17 protein-coding genes and 3 tRNA genes are annotated in these 21,537 nt (G+C 51.1%); 10 read left to right on the top strand and 10 right to left on the bottom strand.

The window, feature by feature from the left end:
- Positions 1-5 precede the first annotated feature (5 nt).
- The 3 genes from OIM03_01110 to OIM03_01100 all read right to left on the bottom strand — a co-directional run bounded on the left by OIM03_01110 (position 6) and on the right by OIM03_01100 (position 3,351).
- Positions 6-1,130 carry an OmpA family protein gene (locus OIM03_01110; GenBank protein HJI72879.1) on the bottom strand — a complete coding sequence of 375 codons (1,125 nt, stop codon included), beginning with the start codon at positions 1,128-1,130 and terminating at the stop codon, positions 6-8.
- A gap of 231 nt (positions 1,131-1,361) precedes the next feature.
- Positions 1,362-2,360 (bottom strand): polyphosphate kinase 2 family protein, encoded by a 999-nt coding sequence (locus OIM03_01105; protein ID HJI72878.1) that lies wholly within the window; start codon positions 2,358-2,360, stop codon positions 1,362-1,364.
- A 34-nt stretch (positions 2,361-2,394) separates the two neighbouring features.
- Positions 2,395-3,351, bottom strand: coding sequence for a polyphosphate kinase 2 family protein (locus OIM03_01100; GenBank protein ID HJI72877.1), 957 nt, complete (start codon positions 3,349-3,351; stop codon positions 2,395-2,397).
- 216 nt (positions 3,352-3,567) lie between these two features.
- On the opposite strand from OIM03_01100, the gene OIM03_01095 reads away from it, so the two are divergent.
- Entirely contained in the window at positions 3,568-4,476 is a 909-nt protein-coding gene (locus OIM03_01095) for a DUF721 domain-containing protein (GenBank protein ID HJI72876.1), read from the top strand.
- Between the two features lie 983 nt (positions 4,477-5,459).
- Here OIM03_01095 and recF read toward each other — a convergent pair.
- From recF to dnaA, 4 genes are all read right to left on the bottom strand, one after another.
- Positions 5,460-6,530 carry a DNA replication/repair protein RecF gene (recF, locus tag OIM03_01090; GenBank protein HJI72875.1) on the bottom strand — a complete coding sequence of 357 codons (1,071 nt, stop codon included), beginning with the start codon at positions 6,528-6,530 and terminating at the stop codon, positions 5,460-5,462.
- Between the two features lie 2 nt (positions 6,531-6,532).
- Complete coding sequence (locus OIM03_01085) at positions 6,533-6,745, bottom strand: RNA-binding S4 domain-containing protein (GenBank protein ID HJI72874.1); 213 nt, start codon at positions 6,743-6,745, stop codon at positions 6,533-6,535.
- Positions 6,745-7,857: a DNA polymerase III subunit beta gene (gene dnaN / locus OIM03_01080; GenBank protein HJI72873.1), complete on the bottom strand. Its 1,113-nt coding sequence runs from the start codon at positions 7,855-7,857 to the stop codon at positions 6,745-6,747. Before dnaN ends, OIM03_01085 begins: the two co-directional genes overlap by 1 nt.
- A 258-nt stretch (positions 7,858-8,115) precedes the next feature.
- Positions 8,116-9,759, bottom strand: coding sequence for a chromosomal replication initiator protein DnaA (gene dnaA, locus OIM03_01075; GenBank protein ID HJI72872.1), 1,644 nt, complete (start codon positions 9,757-9,759; stop codon positions 8,116-8,118).
- Between the two features lie 415 nt (positions 9,760-10,174).
- Here dnaA and OIM03_01070 point away from each other — a divergent pair, with 415 nt between their 5' ends.
- The 3 genes from OIM03_01070 (at position 10,175) to OIM03_01060 (ending at position 13,183) form a co-directional block, all read left to right on the top strand.
- Positions 10,175-10,405, top strand: coding sequence for a hypothetical protein (locus OIM03_01070; protein HJI72871.1), 231 nt, complete (start codon positions 10,175-10,177; stop codon positions 10,403-10,405).
- Between the two features lie 22 nt (positions 10,406-10,427).
- Positions 10,428-11,789: a viroplasmin family protein gene (locus OIM03_01065; protein HJI72870.1), complete on the top strand. Its 1,362-nt coding sequence runs from the start codon at positions 10,428-10,430 to the stop codon at positions 11,787-11,789.
- A 386-nt stretch (positions 11,790-12,175) separates the two neighbouring features.
- Positions 12,176-13,183: a virulence RhuM family protein gene (locus tag OIM03_01060; protein ID HJI72869.1), complete on the top strand. Its 1,008-nt coding sequence runs from the start codon at positions 12,176-12,178 to the stop codon at positions 13,181-13,183.
- A 74-nt stretch (positions 13,184-13,257) separates the two neighbouring features.
- Here the strand turns inward: OIM03_01060 and OIM03_01055 are convergent, their stop codons facing one another.
- From OIM03_01055 to OIM03_01045, 3 genes are all read right to left on the bottom strand, one after another.
- Positions 13,258-14,736: an FAD-dependent oxidoreductase gene (locus tag OIM03_01055; protein ID HJI72868.1), complete on the bottom strand. Its 1,479-nt coding sequence runs from the start codon at positions 14,734-14,736 to the stop codon at positions 13,258-13,260.
- A gap of 220 nt (positions 14,737-14,956) precedes the next feature.
- A tRNA-Arg gene (locus tag OIM03_01050) sits at positions 14,957-15,033 on the bottom strand.
- A gap of 4 nt (positions 15,034-15,037) precedes the next feature.
- Positions 15,038-15,113, bottom strand: a tRNA-Trp gene (locus OIM03_01045).
- A 296-nt stretch (positions 15,114-15,409) separates the two neighbouring features.
- On the opposite strand from OIM03_01045, the gene OIM03_01040 reads away from it, so the two are divergent.
- The 6 genes from OIM03_01040 to OIM03_01015 all read left to right on the top strand — a co-directional run bounded on the left by OIM03_01040 (position 15,410) and on the right by OIM03_01015 (position 21,329).
- A complete protein-coding gene (locus OIM03_01040; GenBank protein ID HJI72867.1) occupies positions 15,410-16,588 on the top strand; it encodes a GspE/PulE family protein in 1,179 nt (392 codons plus the stop codon).
- Positions 16,589-16,593: 5 nt separating this feature from the next.
- On the top strand, positions 16,594-17,592 hold the full coding sequence (locus OIM03_01035; protein HJI72866.1) for an ATPase, T2SS/T4P/T4SS family: 999 nt from the start codon (positions 16,594-16,596) through the stop codon (positions 17,590-17,592).
- Between the two features lie 30 nt (positions 17,593-17,622).
- Entirely contained in the window at positions 17,623-18,816 is a 1,194-nt protein-coding gene (locus tag OIM03_01030) for a type II secretion system F family protein (GenBank protein ID HJI72865.1), read from the top strand.
- Between the two features lie 315 nt (positions 18,817-19,131).
- The gene (locus OIM03_01025) at positions 19,132-19,800 is read left to right on the top strand and encodes an HAD family phosphatase (protein HJI72864.1); all 669 of its coding nucleotides are present in this window, start codon (positions 19,132-19,134) and stop codon (positions 19,798-19,800) included.
- A gap of 244 nt (positions 19,801-20,044) precedes the next feature.
- A complete protein-coding gene (locus tag OIM03_01020) occupies positions 20,045-21,208 on the top strand; it encodes a hypothetical protein (protein HJI72863.1) in 1,164 nt (387 codons plus the stop codon).
- A gap of 44 nt (positions 21,209-21,252) precedes the next feature.
- Positions 21,253-21,329 (top strand) — tRNA-Arg (locus tag OIM03_01015).
- The last annotated feature ends 208 nt before the right edge of the window (positions 21,330-21,537 follow it).

Here is a 21,537-nt window from a genome sequence, read left to right as displayed (position 1 = left end):
ACTTCTTACTTATGTTCAAAGATATCGACTCTTCTGTCGCCTTCGTTCTTGCCAGTGGAGCCTTCGGAGCCTTTGACCATTTCTACGAGTTTGGAAGCGTCAACGCCTTTGGAGACGGCATAGTCTCTGACGGCTTTGATGCGTCTGGATGCGAGGTTTTCGTTGTAGTCAGCGGAGCCTGTGGCATCGGTGCGGCCTACGAGTTTGAAGACGTGGCCTGTTTCCTTAGCTTCTTTGACGAATGCATCGAGGTTGATTTTCTGTGCCGGGATGATGTCGGAGGAGTCTTCGTTGAAGAGGACGCTGTTGAAGTAATAGTCGTTTTCCGGTGCTGCGACTGGTGTATCAGCCGGTACCTGGACGGTCGTTTCTGCGCCTGCATTGTTTGTAGTGGTGACTACGGCTGCCGGTGTATCGGATTTGGTGACAGTGGAGACGGTTGCTACTCTTTCGTTCTGGTTAGCGTAGGAGTAAGCGGAGTCGTCAATCATGCCGTTTGTGCCTGTGCCGTATTCATTGGAGCCGCCGAAGCGGTAGGATACGCCTGCCATGAAGCCTTTGTAGGAGACATTGTTGTCGTCATTTCCTTTTGTATTCAGGTAATGGTAGCCTGCGTTCAGGTCGAGGTCTTCATCGATGGCGAGGTCGACGCCTGCTTCCCACATGGTAGTCTGTTCGGTGCCGAGGGCGCCCTTGGCATAGACGTCAAGGCCGTCGGTCAGCGGATGGCGGGCAATGAGGCCTAACTGGGCTACGTTGTTTGTACGGTCAGAGGAGCCGAATACGCGGTCCGGGAAGTCGGACATATGGATGCGGTTCCAGCCGCCGAAGGCTGCTACTTCCGGATTGATGGAGTAGAGAGCATTCAGTTCGTTCATGTTTCCGCCGGTATGGTCGGTGGAAAGGCCGGTGTACTGGTACTGAGCGGCCCATTTGTCGTTAATGCCGTATGTCAGGCCGCCGGTGAAATTCCATTCGCCGTCGGATTTATAGCCATTGGATTTCGCGGATGCATCCCACATGCCTACGTTGATTTCAGTCTGTCCCTTCTGGTACGTCGTCAGAGGAGATGCGTATGCTGCGCTGGAAACTGCTGCCAGTGCGATCATAGCCGCAATAATTTTTTTCATAAGTTTCACCTCTCGCAATCAATCATTTCAATAATTTCAAAGTTTCTATTCCTAGTATCTATTCCATTATACCATAATGAAAAGAAGCGGTTAAGGACGTGATTCTTCTTATCCTCCTTCCGCTTCTTTTTTATGGCCTGCCTTAATTTGTATCTGCGGTAAAATGGGCGTTTCTGCTTCTTTCTTATCAAGGAAATCAGAAGTACGCTGCATTTTTATGCGTTTCTTTTATTACTTATCAGAGGGGAGCATCATGTCCTGCATTTCCTCGATCATGCCGACAGAGCCGCTTTCGATCAGCTTCCTGAATTCTTCGAGCTGGTCCTTGATTTCCTTCGACATTTCCGGGAACTTCGGCGCGATGTCCTTCAGTGCCTTGATGACGATCTGGGCGACGACGTAGCGGGTGTACCATTTCTGGTCAGCCGGGACGATGTACCATGGCGCCTCTTTCAGGGAGGTTTCGGAAATCATCTCGCTGTACAGTTCCTGGTAACGGTCCCAGTAGCGGCGTTCGTTGATGTCTGCCATGGAGAATTTCCAGTTTTTCTGCTTTTTGAGGATTCGTTCAGCCAGGCGGTCGCGCTGTTCATCCTTCGATACGTGCAGGAAAATCTTGACGATCGGGAAGCCGTTTTCGTTCAGGTACGTTTCCCAGTCGCGGATCTGACGGTAGCGTATGTCCCAGATATCCTTGCTGATGAGGTTCTTCGGCATCTTGCCCTGCTCGATCAGATTATGGACGCGGGAAACGATGACGTCTTCGTAGTGGGAACGGTTGAATACGCCGATATCCCCGCGGCGCGGAAGGGCTTTGTTGATGCGCCACATGTAGTCGTGGTCCTTTTCCTCTTCGGTCGGCTGCTTGAAGGAAACGACGTGTACTCCGTTCGGATCGAGATGAGAGAATACGTGCTTGATCGTGCTGTCCTTGCCGGCAGCATCCATGGCCTGCAGGACGATGATGAGCCCGTAAGTGCTCTGCGCGAAAAGCTTTGCCTGCAGCAGGCTGATTTCATCAAGTGCCTGTGGGAATGCATAGTTCTTCACGGCACTCTTGTCCACATCCTGATCGCAGTACGTGGCGAACTTCTTAAGGTTGATCGTGTCGCCTTCCTTGACGCGGTATCTGTCGATGTCAATTTTTATTTTCGCATCTTTGTAGTCTTTTACGTCTTTGACTTCTTTGACATCATTTACTTCGGTCTTTCCTTTTGTCTCGTTCTCCATGACAGGTTTCCCCTTTACATTTTATTTTGTTGTTTTATTTTTCCTTGTTTTCTTCTTCTGCCTTCTCAGAAAGCGTCGTCTGGATTTCTGCCAGTTCCTTCACGTCCACCTGTGCGATGAGCTTCTTGAATGTTTCCAGCTGCTTCTGCACTTCCGGATCCAGCTTCGGGAACTGCGGATTGATCTTCTTCAGCGCATGCAGCGTGATGAGGGCGACAATGTAGCGGGTATACCACTTCTGGTCTGCCGGAATGATGAACCATGGCGAAATGTCCTTCGACGTTTTCGAAATCATTTCCTCATACAGCTCCTGGTAACGGTCCCAGTACTGCCTTTCATTGATATCCGACATCGAGAATTTCCAGTTCTTCTGATGGTTCACGATACGGTCGATCAGGCGCTTCTGCTGCTCTTCCTTCGATACATGGAGGAAAATCTTGATCATCATGAACCCGTTCTGACGAAGGTACTTCTCCCAGTTATTGATCTGCTCGTAGCGCTCTTCCCAGATATTCTTATTCACCAGATCCTGCGGCAGCTGCCCCTGATGGACCAGGTCATGGATGCGCGTCACGATAACATCCTCATACTGAGAACGGTTGAAAATCCCGATATCCCCGCGTTCCGGCAGCGCCTTATTGATACGCCACATGTAATCGTGGTCTTTTTCCTCCGTCGTCGGCTGCTTGAAGGAAACCACCTTCACACCGCCAGGATTCAAACTTGCAAAGACATGATTGATCGTCCCGTCCTTGCCAGCCGCATCCATCGCCTGGAGCACGACCACGAGCCCGTACGTGTTCTGCGCGTACAATTTCTCCTGCAAATCCTTAAGCTTTTCGATCACCTGCGGGAAATACAGATTTTTCACCTGAGACTTGTCTATAGAAACATCGCACTTCGTGCTGTATTTCTTCAGATTGACCTTTTCGCCTTCCTTGACCATGTAACGGGTAACGTCTACCTTGCCGTCCTTGATTTCATCAGCCAAAGGAATCCCCCCTTTCGGAATTCATTCCAACAAATACATATATATATTATAATTCATAACATAGAAAGAGTTAATAGAATCTAAACGAATTATAACAAATTAGAATAAGACAATTGATTTCCATACCTTTCGGTAAACCTTGCGCCAAATGCAGAAAGTCATGCCATGGGAAATTTATAGTATAATGGAAGAAAGAAATCATCGAAGGAGGGCATCATGGAAGAAAACCATAAAGACAAAGGCAAACGATACAAAGTCATGGCCGGCATCGACCAGGTCTTCTCCGACTCCTTCACCAGCAAGAAAATCTTCGGCAACGACGGCTTCCAGTTCTTCCTCTTCCAGAAACGGTGGAAGAACATCGTCGGCGACATGCTCGCCAAGGAATCCTACATCAAGAGCTGGAAAGACGACACCCTGGTCGTCGCCGTCACGAACTCCGTCTTCCTCCAGCACCTCTTCATGATGAAAGGCGACCTCCTGAAGCTCCTCTCCAAAGACGAATTCGGAAAACGCTTCAAAGACATCCGTTTCATCGCAGGCCCCAGGCAGAAAAAGGAAAAAGCCTACTCGACTTTGGATCCCGTCAACCAGAAAATCGAAGAAGAGCAGAAAATGTACAGCCAGGACCTCACCGAAGGAGAGGAAAAATGGATTGAAAACTGGGTCGAAGGCCACGTCGGAAACGACAAACTGAAACAGCCCTTCCAGGACCTCATGACTGAAGTCCTAAAAATCCGTAAAGGCGAAGCCGCCGCCGGCTACAAACCCTGCGCCTGGTGCGGTGCCCTCTTCGACCAAAAGGACAAAAACCAGAAACTCTGCCCCAACTGCCAGAGAATCTTCGACAGGAACATCAAACACAGAGCCGTCCTCCTCCTCAAGAAATACCCACACTACACCTTCCAGCAAGTCCGCTCCATCATTGGCTGCGGCTACAGCGAATACGAAGAAGCCAGAGATATCCTCATCCACAGATACAAAGAAAATATATTCCAGAAACACAGCGGAGCCGAAGAAAAAAGAAAACTCCTCGCCCTCCTCATCCACAAACCCATCAACGAAATCTCAGAACAGGAAGCAGAAAACATCCTCCAGCACATGCCTGAGAAAAAATGGGACTGAAAAAAATATTAAAAGCTCCGGACATCCGGAGCTTTTTTCAATTGTTTCACGTGAAACAATTTCATAGAACATAAAAGGATGCAAAATGTTTCACGTGAAACATTTTTGGGGATGGATAAAGGGAAATAGCACCAGCGGAAAAAGCTGTCCCCGTTAGGGGAAAGTGCCGAGTCTGCGAGGCGAAAGAGGTTCATTTAATCCTTCTATCTCAGCAGCCTTGATTTGAAGGAAGAAAATTAAAACCCTTACAATCGGACTTCGTCCGTGGAAATGCAACTCATCCATTTACTTATTAACTTCACCTCATCCGCGCAGCTACAGATAAAAGATAAGCTGCGCACCTTCCCCAGAAGGGAAGGCTTCACAAGGAATAAAGAAAAGATTTCAAGTCTGATTTGTTTTTGACCTTTCGTAATCCTATCCAAACCTTCCCTTTCAGGGCAAGGTCAAGACCGGCCTACGTCCCTGAAAATCAGAGCTCCGTACATCAAAGTTGCATAACCGTTATCGCCGGTACGAAAGGTTTTAACCTGCCCGTCACGGTGGATCCAGCCCATCCTTATACTGACGCTGGTGAAAGGTGTGAAGTTCTCCTCGATAAAATCGATGTTATTTGGTGTCGTCAGCGTAGTCTGACAACGAAAAAAAGGACTCGTCTCTGAAAAATGAGCACTGCGGTAAAATGTACCGGCTGCCCCCTCGGGGGAAGTGGCGGAGCTAAAAGGGGTGAAGTTCCACGCGGTTTTATCGCGGTTTTCTGGTATCGTCAGCGTAGTCTGACAACGAAAAAAGGGCTCGTCTCTGAAAAATGGGCACTGCGGTAAAATGTACCGGCTGCCCCCTTCGGGGAAAGTGGCGGAGCCGAAAGGGGTGAAGTTCCCCTCGATGAAATCGAGGTTATTTGGTGTCGTCAGCGTAGTCTGACAACAAAAAAAGGACTCTCGATGAGTCCTTTTTTCGTATCACTGTACCTCTAAATATCCTCATTCCTTCCCTACCTCAATAATCTTCGCCTTGTGGTCGAAGGGCACGTCGGTGCCAGTGACCATGGTCTGGATATTTCTTGTCTCGAGGAAGTTCATGAGGGCTTTTCTTCTTTTACTGTCCAGCTCGCTTCCGATGTCGTCCAGAAGGAGGACGGGGTATTCGCTGGTTTCTTCTTTGATGTATTCCATCTCGGAGAGTTTCATGGCGAGGATGGCTGTCCGCTGCTGGCCCTGAGAGCCGTAAATGGAGATGTCCATGCCGTTCATGAAGAAGGTGAGGTCGTCTCTGTGCGGGCCTACGGAGGTGTGGCAGAATTTGGCGTCTTCTTCGCGGTAGGCGGCGAGACGCTCGAGGAACCATTCTTCGTCGTATCTCGGCTCGTCGGATCCGGCCTGTTTGTAGCGGATTTCGAGGTTTTCCCTGTTTCCTGTAAGGGCGGATTCCATGTCGGGGACGGTACCGTTCATCTTTTTCACGGTTTCAAGGCGTTTCCGCACGATGTAGGCGGCGCATTTCCCGATCTGTTCGTCCCAGATGTCGGTGTCCGGGATGATGCCTGTCATCCTGGCGTTCCTGAAAGCTGCGTTTCTTTGCTGGACGGCTCTGGTGTAGCGGAGGAGTTCGGCATAGTAGCGCGGGGAGACCTGGGAGATTTCCATATCAAGGAAGCGCCTCCTGAAAACGGGGGCGCCTTTGATGAGCTGGAGTTCGTCAGGTGTGAAGATGACGGTGCGGAAGAGTCCCATGAGGTCTTTTTTCCGAACAGGGTTGTCGTTGAAGAAGATTTTCTTGCCCTGGTTCCTCGTCAGTTTCACTTTGATGGTGTGCGAGACGTCGCGGATGGTGAAGTCGAGGAGGATAGTGCCTTCCTCGTCCCCCAGCCGGATCATTTCGTTGTCATTTCCCGTGCGGAAGGATTTCCCGATGGAGGCGTAGTAGACCGCCTCGATCAGGTTCGTCTTCCCGCTGCCGTTTTCGCCCGTGAAGATGGTGAGTCCTTCATCCGGCAGAATGGTCGTATCCTCCATATTGCGGATCTGGATCAGCCGGAATTTCACGCACTTCATGGCTAGGCTCCGGTCAGCTTGTATTCGTCACCGTCGATTTTGAGCACGTCTCCGGCGCGAAGCTTCTTTCTCTTTTCGGTGACCTTCTTTCCGTTCAGGGTGATCTTGTGCGCTTCAAGGTAGGCGCCGGTCTCCCCGCCCGAGCTGATCCGGTCCGTCTTTTTCAGGAACTGGTCAAGCTGGATGAAGTCTCCGTAAATCTGTATTTCTTCCATTAGTTTCTTCCTCTCATCGGGGTGACGACATAGCGGTATGTCTTGTCGTCCTGCTGTTCCACGAGCATCGGGCCGCTCTTCAGGAGATGCAGCGTAATCGTCTCGCCCTTGGAATGCTTCAATATATCCTCTATATAACTGCAGTTGAATGTGATGTCGATATCATCGCCTTCAAGCTTGACGGGGATCGACGTATCGGAGCGTCCGATTTCTGGATCTTCTTCGAAGACTTCGAGCACGCCCTGCTTGAAATGGAAATTGATCGTATTGTAGTTCACGTCGCGGGAAATCGGGCTGACGAAGCGGACGGCTTCGGCAAAGTCGTGGAGATTCAGTTCCGCATGGGCATCGAAGGACTGCGGGATGACTCTCTGGTATTCCGGATATTCGCCGTTGATCAGATTGCTGATAAAGTACGTGCTGCCAATGGTGAATGCGACATGGTTCTTTGACCAGGAAATTTCTATCTTTTCCTCTTCCCCGTCCGGCAAAAGGCGGATGACGTCGGAAAGGATGCCGGCAGAAACGATGATTCTGCCAGCGGCAGTGGCCGGTTCATCCAGGGAGATTTCCTTGGTAGCCAGGCGGTGCGTGTTGGTAGCGGCCATGGCAAAGAGGGAATCGTGGATTTCAAAAAGTACGCCTGTAAAGAAAGGCTTCTGTTTATCAGTGGCTGCTGCAAACTGGACGAGGCTGACCATGTCAGCGAAATCCTTGCAGCGGATAACTGCATGATTCTGATGATCCATTTCCTCGACTTCAGGGAAATCCTGGGAATTCCTGACAGGGAACTTTGAGAAGTAGGATCCGCTCTTAAAGGAAACGGTATTTTCTTCTTTACCCATTTCCATGACGATATCCCCTGATGGCATCATGCGAAGTGTGCTCTGCAGCTGGGGCGCAGCAATGACTGCAACGCCATCTTCAAAAATGTCTGCGCTGCAAGTCGTTTTTATGCCGATTGTGTAATCGTTTGCCTGGAATTCGACAATACCATTGGCAGCAGAAATGAAAAAGCCATTGTTGGTGTTGGAATTGATTTTTGTCTGTGCTGCGCGCTGGACTCGGTCGAGGGCGCTCGTCAGCTCGTTTTTGTTGAATGTGACCTTCATGGCAGCTCCTTAATAAATATGACTAGTAATATAAGAGAGTAGTAGCAGGCGTAGTAGTACGCTGTGAATAAGTGAATAACTTTGTGACTATCTAGATTTTATCGATTTTGAGCCTTTGTGAAAACCCGGTGAATAACTTTTTTTCTTCTTCACACATTTCACAGATTTCCAGGGGTATGGATTTATCCACAGTTTATGCACTGTTTTTTACCCTCTGCGGCCCGTGTTTCTTCACAATACTTTATATAGAGGCAGCTCTTACCTTTTCAGCTGCTTTGTAAGCTCCTCGATGACGGCCTTCGTGCTCTGATCGCGTTTGATTTCCTTTTCCACGCGCTCACAGGCATAGACGACTGTCGTGTGATCCTTTCTTTTGAACTTGTCACGGAGTGCCGGGAAAGAAATGCCCGGGATCAGATTCCTGGCCAGGTACATGGCAATCTGTCTTGGAACGACATATTTCTTCGGACGCGCATTGCTGAGAACCTGTTCCTTCGTCACGCCGTAGCGGTCGCAGACTTTGTCGATGATGATATCAACCGTCAGCGTATTGCCGCCGTCGAGCGGGATCTTGTCTTTCAGTGCTTCCATGGCAAAAGGCAGTGTGATCGGCTTCTCTTTGATGCGGGCTATCATGACCAGGCTGTTGAAAGCGCCTTCCAGTTCACGGACATTCGTATTGATGTGGCTGGCAATGTAATCGACGACTTCGTCCGGCAGATTGATATTCTGCTTTTCAGCGCGGTTCTTCAGGATGATGCTGCAGATTTCATAGTCAGGCGGGGAAATCGGAGCGACAAGGCCGCTCGAGAAACGGCTCTGCAGGCGGTCTTCGAGCTTTTCAATATCCGATGGCGTACGGTCGCTCGTCATGATGATGTTTTTCTTCTTGTCGAAGAGTTCATTGAACGTGTTGAAAATTTCCATCTTCGTCGAGTCTCTCGAGCCGAAGAACTGGACATCGTCGATCAGAAGAAAGTCCGGATTTCTGTACTTCTGGCGGAAATCATTCGTCGCATGGCGCTGGATGGCATCGATCAGCTCATTCGTGAACGTTTCACTGGACACGAAAAGAACGGAAAGCTCCGGCTTGTATTCATGGATGTAATTGCAAATCGCATGCAGAAGATGCGTCTTGCCAAGGCCGGAAGGGCCGTAAATGAAGAGCGGATTCATATTCGTATCCGTCAGCTTTGGATTGATCGCAGCCTGCGCGACGGCCAGGGCCGCCGAATATGCTACGTCATTGCACCCGCCGTGGACGAATGTTTCGAACGTGTACTCTTCATTGATGGGATTTGACTGGAAAACCTTCGCTTTTTTCGCTTCCGGCTTCTTCGGTTCTTCGAAAAGGGAGCCCTGAGCGACATCCTGGATGCTCGGAAGAGCGACCTCGTCGGCTGACTTCGGCTTCAGATTTGTGAAATCAGGAGGCGCTGCTTCTTCCGGGAACGGATCGGCTGCCTGGCTTTCCATCACGGGAGCAGGTTCATTCCCTTCCGGAAATGGCGAAGGGATGCCCCCTTCCGGGAACGGTGCCGGAGAAGGAGCAGGCGGGACAGCAGTATTACGGGCCTTTTCCCTTTCCATATCCTTGGCAGGAGCATGGGCGGAAACGGGACCCGGGCCGTCATTCGGCGTTATTTTTGGAGGACGGTAGTTATCTACTTGTATTGTGATCTGCTGATTCTTCGTTTTAAGAATGTAACTCTCCAGTTTTCTGGAATACACATTGGCCAGCCATGCGACCTGGTACTTCGGCAGTGTGTCATCCGTGGAAATCGTCAGTACCGATCCTGAAAGTGAGACAGGGTACAAGTGGAGTTCAAACATTTCTGAATACTCGGAATCATTCGACTTAATATAAGTGACTAAGTCCTCCCAGAGTGAAAATAGATCCATATAAAAACCTCATATGTTGACAGTTGTGATTAACCTTGTGAAAAAAATGTGAATTCTGTTGAATAAATCAAGAAATAAAAGTCCGATCAATTCGATATTATCGAAGAAAAATGCACTTGAACAACTCTGTGCAAAAGTGATTAACCTTGTGAATAACTTTATTTTATCATCTATCGGCTCCCTTGTACATTCACAAGATATAGAGAAAAAAGAATATGACAGTACCATAAATTGTGCCTCAAAAGGCGAACATCTAGTCGTAAAAGTCCCGAAAATCCCGCTGCTGCAAGCGATTTCCCTATTTATTAAGGTATAAATTTACAAAGTAGTAAGAAAGCTGTTATACTGGCAGTGAATGCCTCCCCTCCGAGTCACAAACTGCTGCGGGAGATAAGTCAGCGAAAGGAAAGAAGTCATGAAACGTCCACAGAAAGTCACCCGGGAAGATAGGCTGAGCCAGTACGCCCGCAAGATGTACGAAAAAGAAAAAATCGGGAAACAATGGGAAGAAGAACTCCCGGAAGACAAGAAAAAGAACGGAAAGAAAATCAGGACCATCCTGAACCGCCGCCTCCGTCATGACAAAAACCTTGAAGTACCCGCTGACGGCGGCGCTTACAGGAAGGAAGCGGAGTGGAGAGAATAACTCCGCAAGCAAGGAGGAAAAAATGGATAAAGACAGAATACTCGCACTGGACACGGAAACCACCGGAGTCGGCCCCAATGCCGAGATCCTGCAGCTCTCCGTCATTGACGGCGAAGGCGCTGTGCGGATGAATCAATATTTCCGTCCGAAGAAAAACTCGTCATGGCCCGAAGCCGAGAAAGTGAACCACATCTCCCCTGCCATGGTCAGCAAATGTCCCTTCATCCTCGACCAAAAGGAAGAAATCCAGGAAATGCTTGGCAATGCAGAGGCCATCGTCGGATACAACCTTCCCTTCGACGTGCAGATGCTCCTCCAGAGCGGCCTTACCCTGCCCGATCCAAAGAAAACCATCTACATCGACATCATGCCCCCCTTCTCTGAAAAATACGGCGAACGCGACCCCTTCACGGGAAATATCCGCTGGCAGAAGCTCATCACCTGCGCCAAACACTACGGCTACGACGGAGAAGGCTGGCACGACAGCCTCGCCGACACGAAAGCGACCATCTACTGCTTCTGGAAAATGATCGAAGACGGGACCCTGAAGCTCGATAAAAAAGCAGAAGAAAGAAGCGTGAAAATAGCCTTGGGCAATACAAGACAGAAAAAGAAATACTACGTCGTCAAACGCGGCAGGAACCCCGGCGTCTACTACACCTGGGACGACTGCAAGAAAGAAGTCCAGGGCTTCAACGGCGCCGTCTACAAAGGCTTCGTTACCAAAGAAGATGCCGAAGCATGGTACGGAAAACCCATAAAAGAAGCACCGAAAATCGTAAAACCAGCCGGCGCAGCTGCTTCTGCCGGAACACCCGCTGCGGCTAAGTCCTCAGTAAAAGGTGCCAAAGACATCGCAGAAGCAGAAAAAACATTCCCGGCCAAAGCCAGGAAACTCGGGCCCGCCTTGAAAGCCGGCTTCAGAGTCCCTGATACCCTCACCATCTACACCGATGGCTCCTGCCTCTCCAACCCGGACGGCCCCGGAGGCTTCGCTGCCGTATTCCTCACAGAAGAAGGAGAAGCCTTCCTTCACCTGACCGGCGGCGAACCAGGCACCACCAACAACAGAATGGAACTCCGCGCTGCCTACGAAGCCCTCAAATGGATCAGCCAGGACGGCAAGAGAAGGCAAATCACCTTCTGCACCGACAGCAAGTATCTCCAGAGAGCTATCACCCAAAGATGGCTTAACAACTGGAAAAGAAACGGCTGGATCACAACAAAAGGCACTCCCGTCCTGAACCAGGACCTCTGGAAAGGAATAGACGCCTTCCTCACCTCCCACGCCCTTTCCTTCGAATGGACAAAAGGCCATGCCGGCGCACAGTACAACGAACTCTGCGACCAGCTCGCCAAAGCCGAAGCCTCCCGCTTCCAGTAGTCCTATATAGATAATCGAAAAAAGGTATAGGAAAAATCCGGAGAAAACAAAAAAATTTTCCCGCTCTTTGAAAAAAGAGCGGGATTTTTTGATGGTGAGGGGAAATTGGATTGTTTTTTTAGAGCGAAGATGCATGTTTTCCATCGAACGAAGTTCAGTTTAAGGGTGTTTGAGCTTGCCCCGAAGGGGGAGCTGGCGCGTATACGCCTGAAACATCATTTCTGTCAGCCATCAGGCTGGTTGTAAAGGTTTTAATCTCCCTGCTCGCGAAGCGAGGTTGTTTGGCTTTGAATTTCCTAATTCTCAGCTCTTTCCTCTGAATATGATAAGATGTAAGCAAATGGTTACTCTTTACTTGTAAAATCAGCGCTTTCTCAGGAGGGCTTATGAGCAATTTTCCTTTTCTTGTTTATCGTTCGTCGGATGAGGATGTCTCTGTCAATGCTATCGTCAAGGATGAGTCGGTCTGGCTTTCGCAGAAGGCTATGGCGGAGTTGTTTGGTGTCAGCAAATCGACAATCAGCCGGCATTTGAAAAATGTCTTTGATGAGGGTGAGCTGGATAAAGAAGTGGTTGTTGCAAAAATTGCAACAACCACTCAGCATGGCGCAATACCGGATAAAACGCAGACTAAGGATGTCGATTACTATAATCTCGACGCAATCATTTCTGTCGGTTACCGTGTGAATTCGCACAGGGCGACGCAGTTCCGTATCTGGGCGACGGGGGTTTTGAAGGAGTACATGATCAAGGGCTTCGCTCTGGATGATGACCGTATGAAACAGGGAAAGGCTTTGTTTGGAAAAGATTATTTCCAGGAATTGCTGGAACGAGTCCGGTCGATCCGGGCGAGTGAGCGGCGGATATGGCAGAAAATCACGGACATTTATGCGGAGTGCAGTGTGGATTATAATAAGAATTCTCCCACGACGCATGATTTCTATGCGATGATTCAGAATAAGTTCCACTATGCGATCACGGGCCGGACGGCGGCGGAGATTATTTATTCCAGCGCGGATAAGAACAAGGAGCATATGGGACTGACGACGTGGAAAAATGCTCCGTCGGGCAGGATTCTGCAGTCAGATGTGACGGTAGCGAAGAATTATTTGTCTGAAAAGCAGATCCGGCAGCTGGAGCGGTCGGTCAGCAGTTATTTCGACTACATCGAAGGGCTGATTGAACGTGAAAATACTTTTACCATGGAAGAGTTTGCCAAGAGTGTGGATGCCTTCCTCTCTTTCAACCGCTATGACATTCTCAAGGACAAAGGAAGCATTTCAAGAGCCCAGGCAGAAGCAAAGGCTAAGTCCGAGTACAAGGAATTCAATAAAACACAGCCTATCGAATCTGATTTCGATAAGGAAATCAAGAAAATGCTGAAGGAAAAGTGAAAAATCTATTTCCCTAAATGAAAAAGAAACCGCCCAACTCAGAGCGGTTTCTTTTTTATACCTTATTTCTTTACTTATTCTTTCCCCATGATTTCTTTGGCGATGACGTAGCCTTCGGTGTAGTTATGGCCGAGGTTGAGGCCGAAGATGTCGAGCGGGTAGTCGATGCTGCCGTAGAAGTTGCCGGCGAGGTTGCCTGCGGCGTAGAGGCCCGGGATCGGGTTGTCGTCTTTATCCAGGCACTGCATCTTTTCGTTAATGACGACGCCGGAGCAGCCTACGGTGAAGCGGATGTGGCGGTGTACGCCGTAGAAGGGGCCGACTTCGACGGGGCAGAGTTTTTCTGCTGGGACGCCCATTTCTGTATCTTTCCCTGCTTTGGCCATTTCGTTGTAGTGTTTGACGGTTTCAAGGAAGGCAGGGATGTCTTTGATGCGGAGCTTTTTGGCGAGTTCTTCGAGGGTGTCTGCTTTGTAGGTGTCGATGAGGTCTTTCATGACGCCTTTGTGCTCAGATTCTTCTTCCGGCATCCAGTTCTTGAGGGATTCAGGATCGTCGACGGTCATGCCGATTTTCTTGGCCTGGTCTACGTAGCGGGAGTCGAAGATCTGGCAGTAGTGGCCGCTGTCTTCGGCGGAGGTGAGGTAGCAGTTCATGAGTTCCATGCCGACGGTTTCATCGCAGAAGCGTTTGCCGTTCAGTTTCACGCGCAGGTACGGGGCGCTCATAAGGGAGGTCGGGCCGGAGTCCATGTCGTGGGCCATCTTGGTGTGGCCGACGTTTTCCATGCGGCCGCCTGCCCAGACGATCATCTTGTGGCCGTCGCCGCTTCTTCCTGTCCTCTTCAGGGCGAAGTTCGTCATGTCCGGAAGGTAGTAGTCCATCATGGACTTATCATTCGCATAGTCGCCGGTGGCAACGACGACGCCTTTCCTGGCTTTGAAGAGGATGTGCTTTTCTTCATGCTTGCCGATGACGCCTGTCACTCTGCCGTCTGCATCCTGATCGAGCATGACTGCCGGGGTCTCGTAGAAAATGTCGACACCCTTCTTCTCAGCCAGCTTGCACATGGCCTTCATGGCAGCGCCGGTGTCGTACGGCTTCGGCCCGAAGACGCAGGTCGTGAATTCGATGTGCCAGCCGGTCCTCTTCAGGAGCCCTGCATGGGCATTCGTTCCCATATCGACGACCTGGGCGCCTGCTTCCTTGCCCTTTTCAATCGTCCAGAGAACGGCCTCGCCGGATTTCTTCGCCCACATATCGAGAAGCTCCCTCTTGGCCCTGTGGCCGGAAGCAGCTTCGAGCATGGAAACGCACTTTTCCACGTCGACAGGATCGCTCTTGTCCGTCAGGATGCCTGCGCCGAAGTTCCCACACGCAGCGGCTTCCTTCTCCTTCTGGAGAATGGCGACCTTCGCACCCAGTTCTGCTGCCTTCAAAGCACACGGAACGCCCGGAGAACCTGCGCCGATGACGACGATGTCGTACTCCTTAGTATCCGCAATATCCGTAATAGGATCCGGCTTTTTGAAAAATGATGGAATCTCTTTCATAAGTCTGACCTCCCCTTTCTATAAAAAATGGAATAGTACCATATGGTATTATTTTTTCTATATCTATTATAGTCTTTATAGAGAGGGTAATCCATGGATATAAAATAGAAATCATTCTATTTCTTGCTTTTCAGCATACATGTTTTTTATGGAATGCAGGGAAAAGAAAAATCCTTTTTGGCGCACGAAAAAAGACAGTGGATTCCGCTGTCTTCATTGCTGGTGACCCAAGAGAGATTCGAACTCCCGACACCTTGATTCGTAGTCAAGTGCTCTATCCAGCTGAGCTATTGGGCCAAATTGGCAGGGGCAGAGGGACTCAAACCCCCAACCTACGGTTTTGGAGACCGTTGCTCTATCAATTGCGCTATGCCCCTGTGTCTCTGGTTCCTTAACCATATGACTTAAATATAATAACAAACGGAAAGCAAAAATGCAAGGGGGTGTAAAATTATTTTTACAAAATTGCTCCAAGGCGCAGGAGAAGAGAGGAAACCCGCACACGACCACCCCTCAGCGATTTTTTCCTTAATATTTGTTATAATATAGGAAATTTCTGATTGACTCGCCTTCCCGGACGGGGAACGCGGGGGATAGGCCTGATTTCCCCAGGGCTGTGACTTGGTTATATAGTCACTTCCTTTCGGTTTTATTTCCTTATCCGGAGGTTCTTATGGAAGAAGTGCGTGCGCCGACGGCAGAGGCGGCTCTGCGGCGGATCCTTACCACGGCGGTCCGCGAGCGGGTAAGTGATGTGCATATCGAGCCGCAGGAGTCTTTCATCCGCGTGCGTTTCAGGCGGGACGGGATCCTGTACGACCGCTTCACGATGATGCTTGCGATGAAGAAGCCGATATCCGTGCGCGCCAAGGTCGTCGGGAGTATGGACATCACCGAGAGTCGGCTGCCGCAGGACGGATCGTATTCGGAAACCGTGGACGGCGTTTCCTATGATTTCCGTATTTCCACGCTCCCCTCCCTTTACGGCGAGACGATCGTCATCCGTATTCTCTCCGGGAAGGTCGATTTCATAGAAAACAACCATCTCGGGATGATGGATGTCCAGGAAAAGCTTTTCATGAAGTGCCTTAGAAGGAAATCGGGGATGATCCTCACGACCGGGCCGACCGGTTCGGGAAAGACGTCGACGCTCTATGCAGCGCTGCGGCTCCTCAATGACCCCTCGGTGAATATCATCTCGATCGAGGATCCCGTGGAGTACAGGATCGAGGGCGTGACGCAGATCCAGGTGAATGAAAAGGCGGGGCTCACCTTCGAAAGGGGCCTTCGCTCGATTGTCCGCCAGGATCCGGACATCCTGATGGTCGGGGAAATCCGTGACAGGGAGACGGCGGAAATTGCCGTGCATGCCGCGCTGACGGGGCACCTCGTGCTGTCGACGCTCCACACGGTGAATGCAGCGTCCGCGCCGCTCCGGCTGATGGACATGGGCATCGCTCCCTACCTTCTGGCGGATTCGCTTTCCCTGATTATTTCCCAGCGCATCCCCGGGCGCCTCTGCCCGCATTGCAAAAGGAAAGTTACGCTGACGGAAGAAAAATTCGCCGACCTCTCCCTCCCGCAGGAATTTCTGGGAGAGACGGTCATGGAAGCAGAAGGCTGCGAAGAGTGTCATGGGAGCGGCATCGCAGGGCGCATCGGCGCCTTTGAAATGATTGAAATCGGACGGGAAGAGCGGCAGATCATCCGCGGGGGCTTCTCGGCCGACAAACTGCAGGAAAGAATGAGAGCGCAGGGCCAGCCCGATATGGGCACGGCGGCGCTTCGCGAGCTCCGGGAAGGCTGGATTTCAGCAAGATCAGCCTCCCAGGTCATCGCGGGAGAGGACTGAGCAAATTGGATATAGAAAAACTCATGCAGACGTATCCGAATCTGACGGATGTGCACGCCACGCAGGATGAACCGCTGATGATCCGCGCAGGCGGCGCGCTGAAAAAGCTTCGCGAGACGGCTGGAGAAGATTTCTTCACGGCGCTTTTCACGTCCTACGTCAATGAAGACAGAATGGAATCATACAAAAAAGAAGGCGCGCTCGATACAGCCTTTTCTCTGGGAAATACCCGCTTCCGCCTCCATATTTACAAGAGCGGAGGGAAACCGGCTGCTGCGATCCGTGTCCTGCCGGAGCTCTCCGCACTCCCTGCCGACCCCGACAAGACTTTCCTGGACAAGCTCTCTGCCCTCGAGCACGGCCTCGTCCTCATCACAGGCCCCTCGGGAAGCGGCAAGAGCACGACGCTCGCGCACATTCTCCTGACAGCCGCAGCTAAGCGCCCCTGCCACATCGTTACCCTCGAAGACCCTGTCGAATACGTCATTTCCTCTGACAAAGCCCTCGTCCACCAGAGGGAAATCGGGGAAGATACGCCGAGTTTTGCTGAAGGCGTCATCGAATCCCTCCGTGAGGATCCCGACATCATTGCCGTGGGAGAAATGCGCGATGCCGCGACCATCGAAGCCGCCCTCACCGCGGCCGAGACGGGCCACCTCGTCTTTGCCACACTCCACACCACACGTGCCAAAGACGCCTGCTCGCGCATCATCCATGCATTTCCTTCCACAAGGGAAAATGAAATCCGGAGCCTCCTCGCCTCCTGCCTGCAGCACGTCCTCACGCAGCGCCTCTGCCGCCCGGGCAAGGAAACCTTCCTCATGCGCGAAATCCTGACGAACGTCCCCGCCGTCTCCCACCTCATCCGGGAAGGCAAGGACGAGCAGATCCCGTCGTACATGGAAATGGGCCTCCAGAACATGCGCACCCTGAAGCAGGCAGCGTATGGACTGAAGAACATCTCTGAAAAAGACAGAGAAAAACTCCTGAAAACCCTCGAATGATTCCCGGCGTAAAGCCGACACAAGATACATATGGAAACATACCTCTACAAAGTCTTCAATACCGAAGGAGCCATGGAAGAAGGCACCATCGGCGCCAGCTCTGGCGGGGATGCCGCGAATGCACTCCGCCTTCGCGGCTTTTCCATTATCTCGCTGACAAGAGAAACATCGGAAAGAAAAGAAAGACGCCGCTTTTTTGAGAGGAAGCCATTCTCCGGAGACGAGACACTCTCCGTCCTTGCCAGCGAATGGAGCGCCCTCCTCAAGGCAGGCCTTACCATCACGGCTTCCCTTGCCCTCCTTGAAGAACAGGCGAAAAAAACCGAGAAACCCATTCTCTCCCGCGCCCGCGAGACCGTTATGGAAGGAAGGACCCTCTGGGAAACGCTCGATGAATCAGGCGCCTTTCCCCGCTTCTTCACCGCCTTGATCCAGGTTGGAGAAATGACAGGCACGCTCCCCGAAGAACTCGACCGCATCGCCGAACACTACCGGAAGAAAGCAGAATTCAAAAGGAAAGCGATAAGCGCCCTTGCCTATCCCTGCTTCGTCCTCCTCTTCGCCCTGACCGTCCTCCTCACCATCCTGACCTTCATCCTCCCCACCTTCGAGACACTCTTCGCCTCCCTGCAGATTACCCTTCCTGCCGGTGCCAGAATAGCCCTGGCCGTCGGGAAATTTCTTCAGGAAACGGGACGATTCCTCTTCCTCCTCCCGCTTCTCTCGGCACTCGGCTTGGGGATTTCCTTGAAGACAGAAAAAGGAAGAGAGAAAATAGACGAAATCCTCTACCGCTCCCGCTTCTGCAAACGCCTCCTCCTCATCCGCTTCGCAGCCACCCTCTCCGCCTTCCTTGAAAGCGGAAGAACCCTGGGCGACGCCCTCGAAGACTGCAAGGACACCATAGGAAACCGCGAAGCAGAAAGAGCCCTTGCGGCCGTCAAGGAAGAAGTCACCAAAGGAAATGACTTCGCCGAAAGCCTCAAGAAAAGCGGTTTCTCCCTGCCCATCTTCTACCAGCTCACAAGGATCGGCATGGAAAGCGGCGAACTCCCGGACTTCCTCATGAAAGCCGCCGGCCTCATGGAAAGAGAAGCAGAAAGAAAAGCCAGCCGCTTCCGCGCGATCTTAGAACCCGCCATGCTCCTATTGGTAGGCGGCATGACCGCCATCGTCGTCTTCTCCGTCATCCTGCCCGTCTTCCACATGGCGGCGAGGGTGTGAGGGGAGAAAACCTAATAAAGAAGACCTGAAATACGCAAAAAAGCCCTCCGCAAAGAGAGCTTTTTTGCGTGGGAAATCAAAACCTTCACAACCGGACTTCGTCCGTTGGGAATGAACCCCTTTCCCGGCCGTCCGGCCGGACTTTCCCCTAACGGGGACAGCTATAATCTCGCTCCGCTCATCATTCCTGAGCGTTGATTTTTCCGATCGAAGCGAACTTGTAATCAAATTTCCCTTATTATTTCATTCCTCTATTTCTATTCTTTCCCCATTTTCTATATAATTAAGGAATGTTAAGCAAAGTCTTTTTGAAAAATCGAGCGCAGGAGGTGCGTTAGTATAAAAGCTGTTATTTTTGATATGGACGGGACTCTTTTTGATACGGAGTTTATTTTCCAGAGGATCTGGAATGAGATCGCGGGCGAGATGGGCCTGGTGCTTCCGGATTCTTTCAAATATGAAATCTGCGGGACGAATGGTGCTGTGATGAATGGTGTCATTGAAAAGTACTACCATGTACCCGACGGACAGGTGATCCAGAACGAATGCCGCCGCCGTGTGGACAAGATTTTTGCACAGTATGTGCCGGAGAAACCGGGCTGCAGGGAAATTCTTCATTTCTTCCGCAAACATGGTTATAAGATCGCCATGGGAAGCAGCAGCCGCATTACAAGGATCGAAGGAAATCTGCACCAGACGGGCCTTCGTGATGCCTTTGATGCCATTGCAGGGGGCGATGAAGTCGAGCACGGCAAGCCTGAACCGGATGTATTCCTTCTGGCGGCCAGCCGCCTTGGTGTCGATCCCGGGGACTGTTACGTTTTCGAAGACAGCCCCAACGGCGTCCGCGCGGGCGTCAAAGCTGGCATGAGAACGATCATGGTCCCCGACCTCATGCCCGTCACAGATGATCTAAGAGACATCGCTTACGGTATCTTCAAGAGCCTCTCCGAAGCACAGGAATTTCTGGAGAAGGAAATATAAGAAAAATCAGGACTCAGGAATGACGAGCATCGCGAGTTCCGCATCGGAAGGAACGGCTGCGTTACTGCGATGCGCTGAGTCCTGATTTCCTCTCTATATTCCCCATTTCCTTTATATAATAGAAATATATATAGAATAATATATTTCTCCCAATTCCCAAAAAATCACTTCTGTATTATACTTAAGAATGGAAAAGTTTACGAAGACCGCAGAAGGCGGAATATATGGGAAAGGAGGCGCTGCGATGGCTTTATCGATCAGGGACATTTTGATACTCGACTACTTCGACGGCAAGCCGGTGCATCATAAGATACCGCCGTACAAGCTGAAGGTTTACGGCCAGGATGCCAATGAACGGATCGGGCTTTTGTATGAGAATGGCTGGATCCGCTACAGCCGGCCGCAGGAGACGGTCAGCATGCTGCCGGACAAAGCACTCTCGGATTTCCTGAAGCGTTACGGCCTCTCCGGCGAAGGTTCGCATGCCGAGCTCACCGGGCGCGTCATTTCCCAGATTCCCGAGTCTGACTATGCCCACGGCGTGCCGAAGATTTACGTCCTCACCAAGGAAGGCAAGGCGGAAATCGGGCATCACATGGCCTATGTCCTGAACGTCCGTGAGAATTACGGCCTGACCGAAGGGGAAATCGGCGAATCGCAGAATACACTGGCCCAGCGCGGCGAACCATACACCGCCCGGGACATCCTGTACCGCGCTTTCCAGCAGAAGATTTCCCTCTACATCATGGCCGGCGAATGGTCGAAGCTCCGCAACATGTACTACACCGTCGCGAATTTCTACCTGCGCATCAAGGACAACGAAGAAGCCCTGCCGTACCTGTACCTCGTCTTCTTCATGGACATGTCCGGCATGGGAAACAAGAATAACCTCGTCCCGTACGAGAACCTTTTCCCCACGCAGAAGGGCATGATCCTCCTCATGGATGAAATCAGGAAAGATCTCCACTACTCTATGGGCGAAGTGAAGACATCCTTCCTTTCCTCCATCGCCCGCATGGCGCCGAGGCTGCCGTTTTCCTATTTTTCGCCGCAGGTCATGGCCTCCATGCTCCTCGAACGCCTCCGCGGCATCGACTTCAATGGAGCCAGGTACATCGTTCAGAGAAATACCCCTGATCCTTCCGCCAAGTCATACCATTACGTACCGTACGGAAGAAGCGAAGCCAGGCCCAGATCCTACCACCCGCCCGTCGTGAAGCCAAACTTCATGGCCCCGCCGGTCTTAAGGATGCCCACCTTCACCGCGCCCCCGCCCTTCAAGCCGGGCCAGTCCGCCCCGCCGCCAAGCCGCGAACCCGTGCCGGAGAAGAAAGAAGAAGAGCCGGTTTTAAGAAGAAAACCCGAAAAGAAAAAGGGCATCTTCTCCAAGTTGAAAGATCTGTTTTAGCCATACTTGAAAAAGACACCATCATTTTGTAAAATAATACTAATGCGTTTGTAGCTCAGCTGGATAGAGCAGCGGTTTCCTAAACCGTGTGTCGGGGGTTCAAATCCCCCCAAGCGCACCAATGGAAATCAGAGCGTTCCCGAAAGGGAGCGCTTTTTTTGCGTGGAAAAATAGGACCTCACTCCGCTCGCCATTCCTGAGTGTGGACTTTTCAGAGGGGCGCTAATACTCGCCTTCCCAGACGGGGAAGGTGCCCGGCCCTAAATTCTGATGCCGAGCGGATAGGGTTGATTATTCATTGAGCTTTAAAATCTAAAAAGGTTCCGCGA

It is taken from the genome of Veillonellaceae bacterium (assembly GCA_025992895.1).
Taxonomy (GTDB): domain Bacteria; phylum Bacillota; class Negativicutes; order Veillonellales; family Dialisteraceae; genus Dialister.
This window is presented reverse-complemented; position numbering and strand designations above follow the sequence as displayed.